At 73.3% G+C, this 17053-nt stretch carries 20 protein-coding genes; 7 read left to right on the top strand and 13 right to left on the bottom strand.

Going from position 1 to position 17053, the window contains the following annotated elements; all coding sequences use genetic code 11:
- The 5 genes from IPZ69_RS24510 to IPZ69_RS24490 all read left to right on the top strand — a co-directional run.
- Positions 1–301 (top strand): ADP-ribosylglycohydrolase family protein (locus IPZ69_RS24510; protein ID WP_235456513.1); only part of this gene is annotated, 301 nt, incomplete at its 5' end.
- A complete protein-coding gene (locus IPZ69_RS24505) occupies positions 289–1653 on the top strand; it encodes an ADP-ribosylglycohydrolase family protein (protein ID WP_235456512.1) in 1365 nt (454 codons plus the stop codon). The genes IPZ69_RS24510 and IPZ69_RS24505, both read left to right, overlap by 13 nt.
- Positions 1650–2543: a ribokinase gene (rbsK, locus tag IPZ69_RS24500; protein WP_235456511.1), complete on the top strand. Its 894-nt coding sequence runs from the start codon at positions 1650–1652 to the stop codon at positions 2541–2543. The genes IPZ69_RS24505 and rbsK overlap by 4 nt, the downstream gene beginning before the upstream one ends.
- On the top strand, positions 2540–3733 hold the full coding sequence (locus IPZ69_RS24495) for a CaiB/BaiF CoA transferase family protein (RefSeq protein WP_235456510.1): 1194 nt from the start codon (positions 2540–2542) through the stop codon (positions 3731–3733). The genes rbsK and IPZ69_RS24495 overlap by 4 nt, the downstream gene beginning before the upstream one ends.
- Positions 3730–4542, top strand: a complete 813-nt coding sequence (locus tag IPZ69_RS24490; protein ID WP_235456509.1) for an HpcH/HpaI aldolase/citrate lyase family protein — start codon at positions 3730–3732, stop codon at positions 4540–4542. Before IPZ69_RS24495 ends, IPZ69_RS24490 begins: the two co-directional genes overlap by 4 nt.
- Positions 4543–4629: 87 nt before the next feature.
- Here the strand turns inward: IPZ69_RS24490 and lgt are convergent, their stop codons facing one another.
- The 11 genes from lgt to hisI all read right to left on the bottom strand — a co-directional run bounded on the left by lgt (position 4630) and on the right by hisI (position 14004).
- Positions 4630–5652 carry a prolipoprotein diacylglyceryl transferase gene (gene lgt / locus IPZ69_RS24485; RefSeq protein WP_235456508.1) on the bottom strand — a complete coding sequence of 341 codons (1023 nt, stop codon included), beginning with the start codon at positions 5650–5652 and terminating at the stop codon, positions 4630–4632.
- 82 nt (positions 5653–5734) lie between these two features.
- Positions 5735–6502, bottom strand: coding sequence for a DsbA family protein (locus IPZ69_RS24480; RefSeq protein WP_235456506.1), 768 nt, complete (start codon positions 6500–6502; stop codon positions 5735–5737).
- An 88-nt stretch (positions 6503–6590) separates the two neighbouring features.
- Positions 6591–7409, bottom strand: coding sequence for a tryptophan synthase subunit alpha (trpA, locus tag IPZ69_RS24475; RefSeq protein WP_235456505.1), 819 nt, complete (start codon positions 7407–7409; stop codon positions 6591–6593).
- Entirely contained in the window at positions 7406–8698 is a 1293-nt protein-coding gene (gene trpB, locus IPZ69_RS24470) for a tryptophan synthase subunit beta (RefSeq protein WP_235456503.1), read from the bottom strand. Before trpB ends, trpA begins: the two co-directional genes overlap by 4 nt.
- A gap of 577 nt (positions 8699–9275) precedes the next feature.
- Positions 9276–9473, bottom strand: a complete 198-nt coding sequence (gene trpM / locus IPZ69_RS47495; protein ID WP_308407540.1) for a tryptophan biosynthesis modulator TrpM — start codon at positions 9471–9473, stop codon at positions 9276–9278.
- A 22-nt stretch (positions 9474–9495) separates the two neighbouring features.
- A complete protein-coding gene (gene trpC / locus IPZ69_RS24465) occupies positions 9496–10305 on the bottom strand; it encodes an indole-3-glycerol phosphate synthase TrpC (protein ID WP_235456500.1) in 810 nt (269 codons plus the stop codon).
- 132 nt (positions 10306–10437) lie between these two features.
- Positions 10438–10881 (bottom strand): DUF2752 domain-containing protein, encoded by a 444-nt coding sequence (locus IPZ69_RS24460; RefSeq protein ID WP_235456497.1) that lies wholly within the window; start codon positions 10879–10881, stop codon positions 10438–10440.
- Positions 10882–10968: 87 nt separating this feature from the next.
- Positions 10969–11226 (bottom strand): HGxxPAAW family protein, encoded by a 258-nt coding sequence (locus IPZ69_RS24455; protein ID WP_235456495.1) that lies wholly within the window; start codon positions 11224–11226, stop codon positions 10969–10971.
- 174 nt (positions 11227–11400) lie between these two features.
- Complete coding sequence (locus IPZ69_RS24450; RefSeq protein WP_235456493.1) at positions 11401–12042, bottom strand: TIGR02234 family membrane protein; 642 nt, start codon at positions 12040–12042, stop codon at positions 11401–11403.
- Positions 12043–12094: 52 nt separating this feature from the next.
- Positions 12095–13591, bottom strand: coding sequence for an anthranilate synthase component I (locus tag IPZ69_RS24445; protein ID WP_235456490.1), 1497 nt, complete (start codon positions 13589–13591; stop codon positions 12095–12097).
- Positions 13592–13602: 11 nt separating this feature from the next.
- A complete protein-coding gene (gene hisI / locus IPZ69_RS24440; RefSeq protein WP_235456489.1) occupies positions 13603–14004 on the bottom strand; it encodes a phosphoribosyl-AMP cyclohydrolase in 402 nt (133 codons plus the stop codon).
- Between the two features lie 120 nt (positions 14005–14124).
- On the opposite strand from hisI, the gene IPZ69_RS24435 reads away from it, so the two are divergent.
- Together IPZ69_RS24435 and IPZ69_RS24430 are read left to right on the top strand one after the other, a co-directional pair.
- Positions 14125–14760 carry a TIGR03085 family metal-binding protein gene (locus tag IPZ69_RS24435; RefSeq protein WP_235456488.1) on the top strand — a complete coding sequence of 212 codons (636 nt, stop codon included), beginning with the start codon at positions 14125–14127 and terminating at the stop codon, positions 14758–14760.
- 11 nt (positions 14761–14771) lie between these two features.
- Positions 14772–15170 (top strand): VOC family protein, encoded by a 399-nt coding sequence (locus IPZ69_RS24430; protein ID WP_235456486.1) that lies wholly within the window; start codon positions 14772–14774, stop codon positions 15168–15170.
- 3 nt (positions 15171–15173) lie between these two features.
- Here IPZ69_RS24430 and IPZ69_RS24425 read toward each other — a convergent pair whose 3' ends face one another.
- Complete coding sequence (locus IPZ69_RS24425) at positions 15174–16427, bottom strand: MFS transporter (protein ID WP_235456485.1); 1254 nt, start codon at positions 16425–16427, stop codon at positions 15174–15176.
- Positions 16428–16450: 23 nt separating this feature from the next.
- Positions 16451–17038, bottom strand: coding sequence for an ArsR/SmtB family transcription factor (locus tag IPZ69_RS24420; RefSeq protein WP_235456484.1), 588 nt, complete (start codon positions 17036–17038; stop codon positions 16451–16453).
- Positions 17039–17053 lie beyond the last annotated feature (15 nt).

Genomic DNA, 17053 nt, shown 5'->3' with positions numbered 1-17053 from the left:
CGCCCTGGGCATGTTGCTCGTCTCCGGCGGCGACTACCGCCAGGCGGTCCTCGGGGCGGTCAACTACGGCCGGGACTGCGACTCGACCGCGACGATGGCCGGGGCACTGGCGGGCGCCCTGGGCTTCCCGGTCCCGGAGGACTGGTCGAAGACGGTGGCCGAGGCGAGCCGCCTGGATCTGTGGGAGCCCGCGCGCGTCCTCACCGAGGTCACCCGTGAGGTCTTCGAGCGGGACGTACGGCGGCGGCGCGCGCACGAGCGGGCCGTCGAGCGGCTCGGGGGTCCCGCATGCTCCGCCTGACGTGGGTCCAGCCGGAGGACCTCGTGGGCCACGAACTGCGCCAGGCCCGCCAGGACGGCCGCGAGCCCTCGGCGATCGCGGCGCGCTGGCGGGCGGCGGGCGGCGAGGAGGCTCCGGAGCGGGCGGGGGCCTCGGCGCGGCGGGCGTCGCCCTATCTGCGGCTGCTTGCGGAGGACCTGCTGGACGAACTGGCCGACCTGCCCGGCACGTTGTCCGAGCGGGAGCCGACGAGCCTGGCGCGGATCAAGGCGATGTGTCCGGACTGGCCGGAGGCGGCCGCCGTCCGTGAGGTACCCGGCCCCCGCCCCTTCGAAGCCGCCTGGCTCGGCCGGGCCGCCGGCTGCCTGCTGGGCAAACCCGTCGAGAAGCTTCCGCTGAACGGCATCCGCGCGCTCGCCCGCGCCGCCGGGAACTGGCCCCTGAACACCTGGTTCACCGCCCGCGGCGTGCCCGGGGAGCTCCTCGCGGCCCACCCCTGGAACCGCCGCTCGGCGGCCACCTCCCTCGCCGAGAACATCGACGGCATGCCGGAGGACGACGACCTCAACTACCCCCTGCTCAACCTCCTCCTGCTCGGCCGCCACGGCCGGCACTTCACCACCACCGACGTGGCCTCTCTCTGGCTCGACGAGCTTCCGGCGGGCCGTGCCTTCACCGCCGAGCGCATCGCCTACCGCAACCTCCTCACCGGCATCGAGCCCCCGCGCACCGCCCGCCACCGCAACCCCTTCCGGGAATGGATCGGCGCCCTGATCCGCGCGGACATGCACGGCTGGACCAACCCGGGCGACCCGGCGGCCGCCGCCGAACAGGCGCACCGCGACGCCACGCTCACCCACACCGCGAACGGCGTCTACGCGGCGATGTTCGTCGCGGCCACCCTCGCCGTCGCGGCCACCGGCACCCAGGACGTGCACGCCTGCCTGCGCACCGGCCGCACGGTGGTCCCGCCCCGCTCACGCCTGGCCGCGGCCGTCGATCACGCCGTCGAACTGGCCCGGACCCACGAGGACTTCGACGACGTGGTGGACGCGCTGCATGCCCGCCACTCCCCCACCCACCACTGGGTCCACGCCGTCCCCAACACCGCCCTGATCGCCGCCGCCCTCACCCACGCGGACGGCGACTTCACCGGGTCCGTCTGCCGTGCGGTGTCGGGCGGCTGGGACACCGACTCCAACGGCGCCACGGCGGGCAGCGTCGCCGGCCTCCTGGCCGGGTCGCCCGCCGCCCTGCCCGACCGCTGGACCACCCCGCTGAAGAACCGGCTGGCCACCTCCGTCGCCGACTTCGACGGCACCGGCTTCGACACCCTCGCCCACCTCACGCACCTGGAGGCGACCCGCCCATGACCCATATCGCCGTACTCGGCAGCTTGAACATGGACCTCGTCGCGTACGTCGAGAGGGCCCCGCAGCGCGGGGAGACCGTGACGGGCCGGGAGTTCCGTACGGTCCCCGGCGGCAAGGGCGCCAACCAGGCGATCGCCGCGGCCCGGGCGGGCGCCACGGTCTCGATGATCGGCGCGGTCGGCAACGACGCCTACGGCGTCCGGTTGCGCGACACCCTGGAGCACTCCGGCGTGGACACCGACTCGCTGCGCACGGTGCCGGGCCCCTCGGGCACCGCGCACATCGTCGTGGACGACGAGGGCGGCAACTCGATCGTGGTGATCCCCGGCGCGAACGGCACCGTGGACCACCTCTCCCCCGGCGACGAGGGCGTGATCGCCTCCGCCGACATGCTGCTCCTGCAACTGGAGATCCCCATGGCCGCGGTCGTCGCGGGCGCGGAGGCCGCACGCCGGCACGGCGTCCGTACGGTCCTCACGCCCTCCCCCGCCCGTCCGCTCCCGCCCGAACTCCTCGCCGTCACGGACCTGTTGGTCCCGAACGAGCACGAGGCCGCGACCCTCAGCGGCGCCCTCGACCCGCGCGAGGCGGCGGCCGTCCTGCTCGTCCAGGTGCCGGAGGTGGTCGTCACCCTCGGCCCGACCGGCAGCCTCTATCTGGCCCGCGGCACCGAACCGCTCGTCTGCCCGGCGCCGCGGGTAGACGCCGTGGACTCGACGGGCGCGGGCGACACCTTCGCCGGCGCGCTCGCGGTGGCGCTCGCCGAGGAGCGGCCGATCCGGGAGGCGCTGCACTGGGCGGCCGCGGCGGCCGCCATCTCCGTACAGCGCGAGGGGGCGTCGGTGTCGATGCCGTACCGCCCGGAGATCGAGGCGCTGTACACCGCATGAGCACCCCACAGCCCCTCAGCGGCCTGCGCGTCCTGGATCTCGCCACGCTCTTCGCCGGTCCCCTCTCGGCCACCCTGCTCGGCGACTTCGGCGCCGAGGTGATCAAGGTCGAGCATCCGGCCAAGCCCGACCCGTCCCGCGGCCACGGCCCCTCGAAGCACGGCATCGGCCTGTGGTGGAAGCTGCTCGGCCGCAACAAGCGCACCATCACCCTCGACCTGTCCAAGCCCGGCGGCCGCGCCACCCTGCTGCGGCTGGCCGCCACCGCCGACGTGATCGTCGAGAACTTCCGGCCCGGCACCCTGGAGAAGTGGGACCTGGGCTGGGCGGAGCTGTCCGCCGCCAACCCGCGGCTGATCCTGACCCGGGTCACCGCCTTCGGTCAGTTCGGCCCGTACGCGCACCGCCCCGGCTTCGGCACCCTGGCCGAGGCGATGAGCGGCTTCGCGGCGATCACCGGGGAGCCGGACGCGCCTCCCACGCTGCCGCCCTTCGGGCTCGCCGACTCCATCGCGGGCCTGGCCACGGCCTACGCGGTGATGACGGCGCTCGCCGCCCGGGAGCGCACCGGCGAGGGACAGGTCGTCGACATGGCGATCATCGAGCCGATCCTGACGGTCCTCGGCCCGCAGCCGACCTGGTACGACCAGCTCGGCTACGTGCAGGAGCGCACCGGCAACCGGTCCGCCAACAACGCCCCGCGCAACACCTACCGCACGGCGGACGGCACCTGGGTCGCCGTGTCCACCTCGGCGCAGTCGATCGCCGAGCGCGTGATGCACCTGGTCGGCCGCCCCGAGCTGACCGAGGAGCCGTGGTTCGCGACGGGCGCCGAGAGGGCCGCGCACGCCGACGTCCTCGACGAGGCGGTCGGCGGCTGGATCGCCACCCGCACCCGCGACGAGGTCCTCGCGGCCTTCGAGAAGGCGGAGGCGGCCGTGGCCCCCGTCCAGGACGTACGGGACGTGCTCACGGACCCGCAGTACCAGGCCCTGGACACCGTCACCGCCGTCGACGACCCCGAGCTGGGCCGGCTGCGCATGCAGAACGTCCTCTTCCGGCTGTCCGCCACCCCCGGGGCGATCCGCTGGGCGGGCCGCCCGCACGGCGCGGACACCGAGGCCGTCCTGACCGAGCTGGGCCTGACGCCGGCGGACCTCGCCGCCCTGCGCGCGGAGGGCGCCTTGTGATCCCCTTCCCGCTGACCTGGCTGTACGTCCCCGGCGACCGCCCGCACGTGGTGGCCAAGGCGTTGGCCTGCGGTGCGGACGTCGTGGTGATCGACCTGGAGGACGCGGTCGCCCCCGACCGCAAGGCGTACGCCCGCGCGGCGACGGCGGAGCTGCTGGCCGAGCGGCGGCCGGCCCGGGTCCATGTCCGGGTCAACGCCCTGGACGGGCCGTGGGCGGCGGACGATCTGCCGGCCATGGCCGCACTGCCGGGCGTGTCCGGGCTGCGGCTGCCCAAGGTGACGGCCGCCGCGGAGGTGGTGCGCGTCGCGGAGAGCACCGGGCTCCCGCTGTATGCGCTCCTCGAATCGGCCCTGGGCATCGAGCACGCCTACGCCATCGCGTCCGCGCACGCGGCCCTGCGGGGCATCTCCCTCGGCGAGGCGGACCTACGGGCCGACCTGGGCGTACGGGAGGAGGCCGGCCTGGACTGGTGCCGCTCGCGGGTCGTGGTCGCCGCGCGGGCGGCCGGGCTCGCCCCGCCGCCCCAGTCGGTCCACCCCGACATCCGCGACCTGGAGGGCCTCGCCGCCTCCTGCGCCCGCGGCCGCGCCCTCGGCTTCCTCGGCCGCGCCGCCATCCACCCCCGGCAGCTCCCGATCATCGAGCGGGCCTACCTCCCCACGGAACAGGAGATCGAACAGGCCGAGACGATCATCAAGGCGGCGACGACGGAACTGGGCGCCCAGGCCCTGCCGGACGGACGGTTCATCGACGCGGCGGTGGTGGCGGCGGCCCAGCGGACCCTGTCCCTGACCCGCCGCGACTGAGCCTCCCGGCCCCGTACGGGACCAGGACATACGGCGAGGGCGCCCGGAACACTCCGGGCGCCCTCGCCGTCGTACGGGAGCCGGCGGTCAGCTCTTCTTGCTCGCCGAGCCGGCCTCGTCCTTCGCCTCGTCCTTCGCCTCGGCGGCGTCCGCCGCGTCCGCCGCATCCTCGTCGGCTTCCGGGTCGGATCCCGCGTCCGCTGCCGTGTCGGCTTCGGCCGCGGGCTCGTCCGTGGCGTCCTGCGGCTCCGGCGCGATGTCGTCCCCGTCCCCGGTCACCGCCTCGCCGTCGGCGGCACCCGGCTCGACCACGGCCTCACGGCCCGGCCGCTTCTTGGACGACACCACGATGTAGGTCACCGCGAGCAGGAACACGATGATCGCGGTCCAGTCGTTGAGGCGGAGGCCCAGGATGTGGTGGGCGTCGTCGACGCGCATGTACTCGATCCAGCCGCGGCCCACGCAGTACGCGGCGACGTACAGGGCGAACGCCCGGCCGTGGCCCAGCTTGAAGCGGCGGTCGGCCCAGATCACCAGGAAGCCGACGCCGACGCACCACAGGGACTCGTAGAGGAAGGTCGGGTGGTAGTAGCCCGGCACCCGGCCGCCCTCGGAGGAAGTGATGTGCAGCGCCCAGGGAACGTGCGTCTCGCGCCCGTACAGCTCCTGGTTGAACCAGTTGCCCCAGCGGCCGATGGCCTGCGCGAAGGCGATGCCGGGCGCGATGGCGTCGGCGTACGCGGGCAGCGGGATGCCCCGGCGCCGGCAACCGATCCAGGCGCCCACCGCGCCGAGCGCGATCGCGCCCCAGATACCGAGGCCGCCCTCCCACACCTTGAAGGCGTCCACCCAGTCACGGCCCTCGCTGAAGTACAGCTCGTAGTCCGTGATGACGTGGTAGAGCCGGCCGCCGACCAGGCCGAAGGGCACGGCCCAGACGGCGATGTCCGCGACCGTGCCGGCCCGGCCACCGCGCGCGATCCAGCGCTTGTTACCGAGCCAGACGGCGACGAAGACACCGATGATGATGCAGAAGGCGTAGCCGCGCAGCGGAATCGGGCCGAGGTGCAGGACCCCGCGCGACGGGCTGGGAATGTAGGCAAGTTCCATGGCAAGGTCGACGCTACCGTGCCGGGCCGGACAGACGGCAAGCAGCCCGGCAACGGGTCCATAACGGGAACGTGAGATTCACTTACCCCTGGGCGGCCTGCTCGACCAATTGCTTCAGCTTCGCCGGGGTCAGCTCCCGGTAGACATCCTTCCCGTTCAGCAGCACCGTCGGCGTGCTGCTGAAGCCGCCGGTCTGGAAGGCCGCCTGGGACTTGTCGACCCAGCTGTCGTGCTTGCCGTCGTTGACACAGCTGCGGAAGGCCGGGGTGTCCAGGCCCGGGACCTTGCCCGCCAGCTCGATCAGCTTGGCATTGTCCGCGAAGGCGTCGTCCGTCTCCTTGGGCTGGTTCGCGTACAGCACATCGTGGAAGTCGCGGAACTTTCCGGCGTCCTGGGCGCAGGCCGCGGCGTTCGCCGCGCGGAGGGAGCCGGTGCCGCCGAGATTGCCGTCGATGAGCCGGACCAGGTGGTACTCCACTCTGAGCTTGCCGGCGTCGGCCAGCTCGTGGAGCGTCGGGCGGTACGCCGTCTCGAAGGCCTGGCAGGCCGGACAGCGGAAGTCCTCCCACACGGTGAGCGTCGACTTGGCGCTGTCCGCGCCGACCGGGATCGCGAGACTGTCCTTGCCCCGCGCGCCCGAGGGCGCCACGGCGGGGCCCGAGCCGCTCTTCTTCTCCTTGCCCGCGTTCGCGGCGATCACGCCGATCACCGCCGCGAGGCCCAGGACGCAGATGACGCTCGCGCCCACGATCAGCGTGCGCCGACGCCTCTCCGCGGCCTTCTGCTTCTCGCGCTCGACCGCCAGCCGCTCCCGGGCGGTGCGCTTTTCGTCACGGTTCTTCTCGCTCACACCCCCAGAACGAACCGGGGAGGCGCAGCGCGCCTCCCCGGTCCCAGGTCCACTCGTTCGAGTGACCGAATGATCCCGTGCTGTGCCGTTACGCCTGGCCGCGCACGCCCTTCGCCAGCTCTCCGGCCAGCTCGCGGACGGCTTCCACGCCGGCCGCGTCGTCCGGCGCGTCCAGCATCCGCTTCACGAAGGCCGAGCCGACGATCACGCCGTCGGCGAAGCCGGCCACCTCGGCGGCCTGGGCACGGTTGGAGACGCCGAGGCCGACGCAGACGGCCAGGTCGGTGCCGGTCGCCCGGGTGCGCCGGACCAGGTCCTGCGCCTGCGCGCCGACCGACTCGCGGGTGCCGGTGACGCCCATCAGCGAGGCGGCGTAGACGAAGCCGCTGCCCGCCGCGGTGATCTTGGCGAGCCGCTCGTCCTTGCTGCTGGGCGCGACCACGAAGACCGTCGCGAGCCCGTGCTTCTCGGCGTGCTCCCGCCACAGCGCCGACTCCTGCACCGGCAGGTCGGGCAGGATGCAGCCCGCGCCGCCGGCCTCGGCGAGCTCGGCGGTGAAGCGCTCGACGCCGTAGCGGTCGATCGGGTTCCAGTACGTCATGACGAGGATCGGCCTGCCGGTCGCCTCGTACGCCTCGCGGACCGTGCGCATGACGTCCGCGATCTTGACTCCGCCGCGCAGGGCGATGTCGTCGGCGGTCTGGATGACCGGGCCGTCGAGGACCGGGTCGCTGTGCGGCAGCCCGACCTCGACGACGTCCGCGCCACCGTCCAGGGCGGCCTTGATCGCCTCGATGCCGCCGTCCACGGTCGGGAACCCGGCCGGGAGGTAGGCGATGAGCGCGGACCGGCCCTCGGCCTTCGCGGCCGCGAGGGTGTCGGTCAACAGGTTGATGTTCCCGCTCACTTGGCGTCCCCCTCGATCTCGGCGGTGTCGCTGTCCGCGTCGGCGGCCACCTCGGCGTCCACGCCGTTGTCGTACAGGCCGAAGTAGCGGGCGGCCGTGTCCATGTCCTTGTCGCCGCGGCCGGACAGGTTGATGACGATCAGCCCGTCCTTGCCCAGCTCCCTGCCGACCTCCAGGGCACCGGCGAGCGCGTGGGCGCTCTCGATCGCCGGGATGATGCCCTCGGTGCGCGAGAGCAGGAGCAGGGCCTGCATCGCGGCGTCGTCGGTGATCGCGCGGTACTCGCCGCGGCCGCTGTCCTTGAGGTAGGAGTGCTCGGGGCCGATGCCCGGGTAGTCCAAACCGGCCGAGATCGAGTACGGCTCGGTGATCTGGCCCTCCTCGTCCTGCAGGACGTAGGACCGGGAGCCGTGCAGGATGCCGGGCTCGCCCGCGGTCAGGGTGGCCGCGTGCTCGCCGGTCTCGACGCCGTGGCCGGCCGGTTCGCAGCCGATGAGGCGTACGCCGGTGTCCGGGATGAAGGCGTGGAAGAGGCCGATGGCGTTGGAGCCGCCGCCGACGCAGGCGATCGCGGCGTCGGGGAGGCGGCCGGCGCGCTCCAGGAGCTGGCGGCGGGTCTCGACGCCGATCACGCGGTGGAAGTCGCGGACCATGGCCGGGAAGGGGTGGGGGCCGGCGACGGTCCCGAACAGGTAGTGGGTGTGGTCGACGTTGGCGACCCAGTCGCGGAACGCCTCGTTGATGGCGTCCTTGAGGGTGCGGCTGCCGGACTTCACCGCGACGACCTCGGCGCCGAGCATGCGCATGCGGGCGACGTTGAGGGCCTGGCGCTGGGTGTCGATCTCGCCCATGTAGATGGTGCATTCGAGGCCGAAGAGCGCGCAGGCGGTGGCGGTGGCGACGCCGTGCTGGCCGGCGCCGGTCTCCGCAATAACGCGGGTCTTGCCCATCCGCTTGGTGAGGAGGGCCTGGCCGAGCACGTTGTTGATCTTGTGCGAGCCGGTGTGGTTGAGGTCCTCGCGCTTGAGGAACACCCGGGCGCCGCCGGCGTGTTCGGAGAACCTGGGCACCTCCGTCAGGGCGCTGGGGCGGCCGGTGTAGTTGACGAGGAGGTCGTCGAGCTCGCGGGCGAACTCGGGGTCGGCCTTCGCTTTGTCATACTCGACGGCGACCTCGTCCACGGCGGCGACGAGGGCCTCCGGGATGAACTTGCCGCCGTACGCGCCGAAGTAGCCCTCGGCGCTGGGGACGTGACCCTCCGGGTCGGGGATGAAGAACTCGCTGGGCATACGGATACCTCTACCTCGCAGGGGCGTGGCCCCGGGGTTGGTGTCGACTTGGGGTGACTCGTCTGCGTGCGCGTGCTGTCCCTGGGGCGTTCGCCCACCCACCCGCACCGTCGGCAGAGGCCGAGGAACCGCTGCCTCGGCGGGGCCGACACCGCGGTGGGCTCCGCCGGTTGGCCGACGCCGTGGGCTTTGCCGGTGGCTGGTGCCGTCGGTGCCGTTGGTGGGCCGGTGCCGTGAACGCCGTCGGTGCCACGGGTGCCGTCGGAACGGTCGGTGCCGTCGGAGCCGCAGGCACCGGTCGGTGCCGTTGGCTGCCATGGGCGCCGTCCGTCAGCCCGGTGCCCCTGGTGGGGCCGGTGCCGTCGGGAACGGTCGGTGCCATGGGGGCCGACAGAGCCGGTGACGCCGCCGGTGCCGTGGGTGCCGTCCTGGTGGAGTGCTCGGCGAGAGCCGGACATCCGCCTCAGCCGATCAGACGCCGCAGGCGCCGCTCCGCGGTGGGCACGCCTTTGCCTCGGTCGTTCCTCCGGCGTGACGGTGAACGGTCACGGTCGGAACGCTCCGATGGAGAGACGGCTCAGTTTGCCGCAGGGCACGCGCACGCGCGTGCGCGCCATCGCATGCCGTTGACCTGGCCCGGCTCGTCCCCTATGACATACCGGACCCGCCGCCCGTGGACGCGTCGCGCCGGGGCCCGGCAGCCGCGGGGGCGGCAGCCTCGGGCGAGGCGGGCGTACGGGTCCCGGGGGGCCGGGTCGGTCGTCGCAGGAGTCATCGGGCCCAAGCCTACCGGGTGATCAGCTGCGCCCGTGTCGCAGCGCGGGATGCGCCCCCGCGGCCACCAGATCGGCGACCGCCGTCTTCGGGTCGCGCCCGGTGACGAGGGACTCGCCGACCAGAACCGCGTCGGCGCCGGCGTTGGCGTAGGCGATGAGGTCGTGCGGGCCGCGGACGCCGGACTCCGCGATCTTGATGATGCCGTCGGGGATCTCCGGCGCGACGCGCTCGAAGGTGCCGCGGTCGACCTCCAGCGTCTTCAGGTTGCGGGCGTTGACGCCGATGACCTTGGCGCCCGCGTCCACCGCGCGCTCGACCTCGTCCTCGTCGTGCACCTCGACGAGCGGGGTGAGGCCGATGGAGACGGCACGCTCGATCAGCGACTCCAGCGCCGCCTGGTCGAGGGCCGCCACGATCAGCAGCGTGAGGTCGGCGCCGTACGCCCGGGCCTCCCACAGCTGGTACGACGTGACGATGAAGTCCTTGCGCAGCACCGGGATGTCCACGCGGGCGCGGACAGCCTCCAGGTCGGCCAGCGAGCCGCCGAAGCGCCGCTGCTCGGTCAGCACGGAGATGACGGCGGCGCCGCCCGCCTCGTAGTCGGCGGCGAGTCCCGCCGGGTCGGCGATCGCGGCCAGCGCGCCCTTGGACGGGCTGGAGCGCTTGACCTCGCAGATCACCTTGACGCCGTCACCGCGCAGCGCGGCCACCCCGTCCTTGGCGGCGGGAGCCTTCGCCGCGCGCTCCTTGAGCTCGTCGAGGCTGACGCGCGCCTGCCGTTCCGCAAGGTCGGCACGGACTCCGTCGATGATCTCGTCGAGCACACTCACGCGAGCGGCCCCCTTCCAGACGGTTGTTCCTTCAGGGTTGAAAACCCATGGTCAAGTCATGGTATCCGCAGGACGGGGCTCGCTTCGCATCCGGCCGACGGCGGTCCCACTACCTGGACATTCGCTACGTGATCAAGGATGCAGCCAGCCACCGAGGGGCAGGTTCCGGACAACGGTGAAGGCCAGGAACAACGCTCCCAGGCTCCACAGGTACACCGGATCGAGCGTGAACCGCGGCCGTCGGCCACGGACCGCGGCGACCACCCAGACGGTCCAGAGCACCGCGCAGCCGAGATAGCCGGCCACGGCCGCCGCGTTGTCCTGGAGGGCGGTGAGGAGGTCCCCGTGGACGAAAGCGTGCGCGCTGCGCAGTCCGCCGCAGCCGGGGCAGTACAGGCCCGTGTAGGCGTACAGGGGGCACACCGGGTAGTGGCCGGGCTCGTTGGGGTCGACGGTCCCGACGTAGGCGAAGGCCCCGGCGGCGGCCGCGAGCAGGCCGACGGGGACGGCGAGCCGCCCCGCGAGGGCGGCGGGGGATCTCAGCCCCTGAGCACTGTCGGCGTTCACGCCTCGCATTCTGCCGCGTGCCCGCCGCACGCGCGCGTGAGGGGCGGCCCGGCACCCGGTGGTGCCGGACCGCCCCTCAGGCGGCAGACGTACCGATCAGCCCTCGACGCCGGCGGGCTCCGGCGTGGCGGCCGGCGCGACGTGGCGCACGGTGTGGGCCTCCTTCGGCTGGCCGAGGCCCATGGAGCGCATGGCGGCGCCGACGACACCGCCGAGCGCGATGATGACCATGCCGGCCCAGAAGCCCAGCGGCTGGGCCATCACCATGAACGCGCCCGCGACGCAGAAACCGATGAAGGCGATGGTGACACCGGTCCAGGCGGCCGGGGTGTGTCCGTGGCTGCTGCCCGCCATTGCTTGCTCCTCAGTGCAGATTGCGTGCTCGTTGCTTTGCGTGTGTGAGCCGGACGCTCACGGTCCATTGTCCAGTACGCGAGTGGCTGCCGTGAGCTCGGGTCACGTCTGTTTCGCCACATCGGGATCCCAACCGGACCTCGACCAAGCCTCGACGGGACTGCGACCCGGCGGTCACGCCCCGGTCGGGTCCTCGCCCCGGTCCAGGGCCTTCCAGAGCTCCTCGGGGCGGTCGGGGTCGGCGGCGGCCCGGGCCGTCCGGCGCGGGCGCGTGGTACCGCGCTCGTAGCGGCCCGACATGGCGGGCCACAGGCGGCCGTAGCGCAGCGCGAGGAGCCCGGCGAGCAGGATCAGCACACCGCCGGCCGCCGTGACGTAGGGCCAGGCGGTGTGGGAGAGCGCGGCGACCGTGGCGGAGGTGTCGCCGGTGGTCTGGGCGGCCTTGTCGTCGAGCGCGGAGCTGTCGGAGGCGCTGGTCAACGCCGCGGCGACGATACCGACGCCGCTGAGCGCGAGGAGCCCCGCGACCAGGAGGCGGCCGGCCCGGCGGACGGCGAAGACGGCGACGAGCGCGGCGAGGCCCACTATGGCGAGGGCCGCGGGGACGCCCGTGACGTCGCTGCCCTTGGCGGTCAGCGGGAAGGCGCCGCCGGCCACCGTCGCGGTGCCTTCCGACCAGCGCTGCCGGGTGGCCAGCAGCGCCACGGCCGCGCCGAGCGCACCGCACAGCAGGGCGACGGCGAGGCTGCGGCGGCCGGCCCGCGCGGGTCCAGCGGCTTGGGAACGGGGATGAGGAACAGCAGTCACGTAGTCCACTATCGCCTGAACCCCGGGCGAACCGTCACCCGGGGTTCGCGTGAGACTCGCCCTACCGGCCCGACGTGCCCAGGCGGTTGGCCGTGTGCACGGCTCTGAGGACCGCCGCCGCCTTGTTGCGGCACTCCTGGTCCTCGGCGACCGGGTCGGAGTCGGCGACGATGCCCGCGCCCGCCTGGACGTAGGCGGTGCCGTCGCGCAGCAGGGCCGTACGGATGGCGATGGCCGTGTCGGAGTCGCCCGCGAAGTCGAGGTAGCCCACGCAGCCGCCGTACAGGCCGCGTCGGGAGGGTTCGAGTTCGTCGATGATCTGCATCGCCCGGGGCTTGGGGGCGCCGGAGAGGGTGCCCGCCGGGAAGCAGGCGGTGAGGACGTCGAAGGCGGTGCGGCCCTCGGCGACCTGTCCGGTGACCGTCGAGACGATGTGCATGACGTGCGAGTACCGCTCGATGGACATGAAGTCGACGACCTCGACCGAGCCGGGCTCGCAGACCCGCCCGAGGTCGTTGCGGCCGAGGTCGACGAGCATCAGGTGCTCGGCGCGCTCCTTGGGGTCGGCGAGGAGTTCGTCGGCGAGGGCCTGGTCCTCCTGCGGGGTGGCGCCGCGGTGCCGGGTGCCGGCGATGGGGTGGACCATGGCCTGCCCGTCCTCGACCTTGACGAGGGCCTCGGGGGACGAGCCGACGACGTCGAATCCGTCGAAGCGGAAGAGGTACATGTACGGGGAGGGGTTCGTCGCCCTGAGGACCCGGTAGACGTCCAGCGCGCTCGCCGTGCACGGCGTCTCGAAGCGCTGGGAGGGGACGACCTGGAAGGCCTCGCCCGCGCGGATGCGCTCCTTGATGTCCTCGACGGCCTCCTGGAAGTCGGGGCCGCCCCACAGCGCCGTGTAGGCGGGGAGCTCGGAGGGCGGGAGGACCGCGGGCGGCTGGGCCACGGGCCGGGACAGGTCCGCCTCCATGGCGTCCAGGCGGGCCACCGCGTCCGCGTACGCCTCGTCGACACCGGTGTCGAGGTCGTTGTGGTTGATCGCGTTGGCGATCAGCAGGACGGAGCCCTCCCAGTGGTCCATGACGGCCAGGTCGCTGGTGAGCAGCATGGTCAGCTCGGGGAGCTTCAGGTCGTCCCGCTCGCCGGGGCCGATCTTCTCCAGGCGGCGCACGATGTCGTACCCGAGGTAGCCGACCATGCCGCCGGTGAAGGGCGGCATGCCCTCCTGGTGCGGGGTGTGCAGCGTCTCGATCGTGGCCCGCAGGGCCGCCAGCGGGTCGCCGTCGACGGGGACGCCGACGGGCGGGGCGCCCAGCCAGTGGGCCTGGCCGTCCCGCGCGGCCAGGGTCGCGGCGGAGCGCACGCCGACGAAGGAGTAGCGAGACCATTGAAACGCCGTGCGGCCGTTCTCCGCGGACTCCAGCAGGAAGGTGCCGGGGCGCTCGGCGGCGAGCTTGCGGTAGAGCGCGACCGGGGTGTCGCCGTCGGCGAGGAGCTTGCGGGTGACCGGGATGACCCGGCGGTCGGTGGCGAGCTTGCGGAACGCTTCGAGGTCCATGGCGGCTGACCTTACTGATCCTGGGCGGCCGGGCCGGAATCGGCGTCCTTGAGGAGGACGTCCTCGTCGAAGCAGGTGCGCGCGCCGGTGTGGCAGGCGGCGCCCACCTGGTCGACCTTGACCAGCACGGTGTCGGCGTCGCAGTCGAGGGCGACGGACTTGACCCACTGGACGTGCCCGGAGGTGTCGCCCTTGACCCAGTACTCCTGGCGGCTGCGCGACCAGTACGTGCAGCGGCCGGTGGTGAGCGTGCGGTGCAGCGCCTCGTCGTCCATCCAGCCGAGCATGAGCACCTCTCCGGTGTCGTACTGCTGGGCGATGGCGGGGAGGAGTCCGTCGGCGCTGCGCGTGAGGCGCGCGGCGATCTCCGGGTCGAGGCTGCTGGGCCGGGGCGTACCGGTCGTACTGGTCATGGGTGCCATTGTGCCGCGCCGCACGGACAGTGACGGACTTGTCCACAGGGCGGACCCGGGGCCGCGCGGACGGCCCCGTGTCCGCTGGGCGGACCCGGGGCCTGGTCGTAGGCTGACGGTATGTCGACCTTCGCCAAGCGTGAACGGCTCCTGTTCGCCGACCTCTTGGAAACCGCCGGCCCCGACGCCGAGACCCTCTGCGTCGGCTGGCGGACCCGTGACCTGGCCGCGCACGTGGTGGTGCGCGAGCGCCGGCCGGACGCCGCAGGGGGCGCGCTGATCAAGCCGCTCGCCCCGCGCCTCGAAAAGGTGATGGAGGAGTACGCGGCGAAGCCGTACGAGGAGCTGATCCAGCTGATCCGTACCGGCCCGCCGCGGTTCTCGCCCTTCCAGCTCAAGCAGATCGACGAGGCGACCAACACGGTGGAGTTCTACGTCCACACCGAGGACGTCCGCCGTGCCCACCCCGACTGGACGCCGCGGGAGCTGGACCCGGTCTTCCAGGACGCCCTGTGGTCCCGTCTGGAGCGCACCGCCCGCCTGCTGGGCCGGCGTTCCCCGACGGGTGTGGTGCTGCGGCGCCCGGACGGTCAGACGGCCGTCGCGCACCGGGGCTCGCCGGTCGTGACGGTGACGGGCGAGCCGTCGGAGCTGCTGCTGTTCGTGTTCGGCCGGCAGAGCGCGGCGAAGGTGGAGCTGGAGGGCGACGAGAACGCGATCGCCAAGCTGCACGAGTCGAAGCAGCTGGGCATCTGAGAGGACTCCCCATGATCAAGGTCGCGATGACCGGCGTGTACGTCGACGACGTGGCGAAGGCCCACGCCTTCTACACGAACGTGCTCGGCTTCGAGACCCGCACTCGTCTGGACCTGGGCGGCGGCACGCTGTTCATCACGGTCGGCGCGTCCGACGGGGCCCAGCCGGACCTCCAGCTGCTGCTGGAGCCCGGCGACGGCCCCATCGCGGAGCCGTACCGCCGGGCGCTGTACGAGGCGGGGCTGCCGTGCATCGTCTTCTCCGTGGACGACATCCGGGCGGAGTACGAGCGGCTGCGGGGCCTGGGGGTGCGGTTCACCCACGAGCCGCAGGAGCAGGGTCCGGTGATCGCGGCCGTGCTCGACGACACCTGCGGCAACCTGGTGCAGCTGGCTCAGCCCAAGGGGTGAGCGTCAGCGCGGCAGCTCGGCGCGGCGCAGGGCCGGGACGGCCAGGGCGACGACGCCGCCGAGCCCGCAGACGGCGGCGCTGACGACGTAGACCGGGCCGAGTCCCCAGGCCTCGATCGCGGCGGCGGCGACGGGCATGCTCAGTGGGGCGAGGCCGAGGCTGACCAGGCCGGAGACGGCGGTGACGCGGCCCAGGTAGGCGGGGTCGGTCTGGGTCTGGAGCAGGGCGCCGCACATGGCGCCGCTGAGGCCCGCGAGGAGTCCGACGAGCAGGGCGACTCCGACGGCCGCGGCGAGTCCGTGGACGAAGGCGAGGGCGCCGATCGCGACGGAGCCCGTGAGGATCGCGTACCCGGCCACCAGTCCCGCGCGCGGGAGCCGCCCCCGGACGGTCAGCAGCAGCGAGATGGCGCCGGCCCCGGCGCCGAACCCGGCGAGCACCGCGCCCATCCCCGAGGCGCCCCAGCCCCGCTGGTCGGCCAGCAGGGTCAGCCCGACGTTCAGCGGACCGACGAACCCGAAGTCACCGAGGGCGATCGCCAGCATGAGCGGTGCCAGCACCCGGTGCCCACGGATGTACCGCAGCCCGGCGGCCAGGTCGCTCCGGGGGGTGCCGCGAGGGGCGGCGGCCTCCGCGGCGGGCAGGTCGCGGACGCGTACCGACATGAGCAGCGGTACCGATATCGCGATGAGGAGGCCCGCCAGGGCGAACGCGGTCGCCGCGCCGCCGAGTGCCACGCCGAGGCCGCCGAGCGGGGCGCCGACGATGCTCGCGAAGCGGATCGCGAGGCCGCGCATGCCATGGACGCGGGCCAGTTGGTCCGTGCCGGTGATCCGCGCCGGTAGGGCGCCCACGGCGGGCATGAACACGGCGTCGACGGTGCCGAAGACCAGGGCGAGCAGGGCCAGCGGCCACAGGCCGGGGCTGGTGAGGAAGAGCAGCGCGGTCACCGCGAGGACGGCCGCGCAGCGCACCGCGTCGCTGCCGATGACGACCCGGCGCGGCCCCCACCGGTCGGCGATCACGCCCCCGGCCAGCATCAGCACGGCCCGGGGCAGCGCGCTGACCGACATCACGATCCCGGCCTGAGCGGGCGACCCGGCCTGTACGGCGGCCCAGGACAGGGCGAGGTAGTAGACGTTGTCGCCGACCATCGAGGAGGCGTAGGCGCCGAGCCAGCGCAGGACGTTGGGGTCGCGGTGGGCGGGGCGGTGCGGGGCGTGCTGTCCGACGGGTACGACGGGTGTCTCGGACACGGCGGTCACGGCGGTGGCCTCTCTCAGACGCGGAAGGGGAACCCGTACACGTACAGCGCGACGTGTTCGCGCTCTTCGGTGCCGCCCGCTTCTTCGGCGGCCCGGCCCTGCTCGTCGTACTTGCGCAGGAGCGCCTCCAGCTCCCGCTTCAGCGCGGTGAGTTCCGCGGGGGTCAGCCGCATCCAGGACTCGTTGTCCACGGACGCGGTGTTCCACTCGGCGGGCCAGGTGGGGCGCTCGTCCAGGTAGCGGTGGTAGCGGTCGGCGCGCTGGTCGTGGAAGAGGCGGGTGGCCGCCAGGTGGGCCGCGGCCTTCGCCGGTTCGCCCCGGAAGTCCTCGCCGCGGATGCTCACCCCGTCCGAGGCGGGCTGCCACCAGCGCTCCCGTCCGTCCGCGGTCTGCGGCCGCGCCTCCTCGATCAGCCCGTGCTCGGCGAGCTTGCGCAGGTGGTAGCTGACCAGGGACACGGCCTCGTCCACGTGCTCGGCGAGCTGTGACGCCGTGGCCACCCGCTCGACGCACAGCAGCCGGTACAGGTTCGCCCGCAACGGATGCGCGAGGGCCTTCAGCGTCCCCACGTCGGTGATCCGACGGTTCTCTTCGCTCGCCATGCCCCGAGACTAGAT

The sequence above is a fragment of the Streptomyces olivochromogenes genome (genome assembly GCF_021538895.1).
Classification (GTDB): domain Bacteria; phylum Actinomycetota; class Actinomycetes; order Streptomycetales; family Streptomycetaceae; genus Streptomyces; species Streptomyces olivochromogenes_A.
Note: the sequence above shows the minus strand (reverse complement) of the source record. Positions and strands in the feature narration are given on the sequence as shown.

Coding starts and splice junctions, on each gene's coding strand:
- IPZ69_RS24455 (WP_235456495.1), bottom strand. CDS start 11,226: ATGGCGGGCAGCAGCCACGGACACACCCCGGCCGCCTGGACCGGTGTC.
- IPZ69_RS24435 (WP_235456488.1), top strand. CDS start 14,125: ATGTCGACCTTCGCCAAGCGTGAACGGCTCCTGTTCGCCGACCTCTTG.
- lgt (WP_235456508.1), bottom strand. CDS start 5,652: ATGGAACTTGCCTACATTCCCAGCCCGTCGCGCGGGGTCCTGCACCTC.
- IPZ69_RS24495 (WP_235456510.1), top strand. CDS start 2,540: ATGAGCACCCCACAGCCCCTCAGCGGCCTGCGCGTCCTGGATCTCGCC.
- IPZ69_RS24445 (WP_235456490.1), bottom strand. CDS start 13,591: ATGGACCTCGAAGCGTTCCGCAAGCTCGCCACCGACCGCCGGGTCATC.
- IPZ69_RS24420 (WP_235456484.1), bottom strand. CDS start 17,038: ATGGCGAGCGAAGAGAACCGTCGGATCACCGACGTGGGGACGCTGAAG.
- trpM (WP_308407540.1), bottom strand. CDS start 9,473: ATGACTCCTGCGACGACCGACCCGGCCCCCCGGGACCCGTACGCCCGC.
- hisI (WP_235456489.1), bottom strand. CDS start 14,004: ATGACCAGTACGACCGGTACGCCCCGGCCCAGCAGCCTCGACCCGGAG.
- rbsK (WP_235456511.1), top strand. CDS start 1,650: ATGACCCATATCGCCGTACTCGGCAGCTTGAACATGGACCTCGTCGCG.
- IPZ69_RS24505 (WP_235456512.1), top strand. CDS start 289: ATGCTCCGCCTGACGTGGGTCCAGCCGGAGGACCTCGTGGGCCACGAA.
- IPZ69_RS24430 (WP_235456486.1), top strand. CDS start 14,772: ATGATCAAGGTCGCGATGACCGGCGTGTACGTCGACGACGTGGCGAAG.
- trpB (WP_235456503.1), bottom strand. CDS start 8,698: ATGCCCAGCGAGTTCTTCATCCCCGACCCGGAGGGTCACGTCCCCAGC.
- IPZ69_RS24460 (WP_235456497.1), bottom strand. CDS start 10,881: ATGCGAGGCGTGAACGCCGACAGTGCTCAGGGGCTGAGATCCCCCGCC.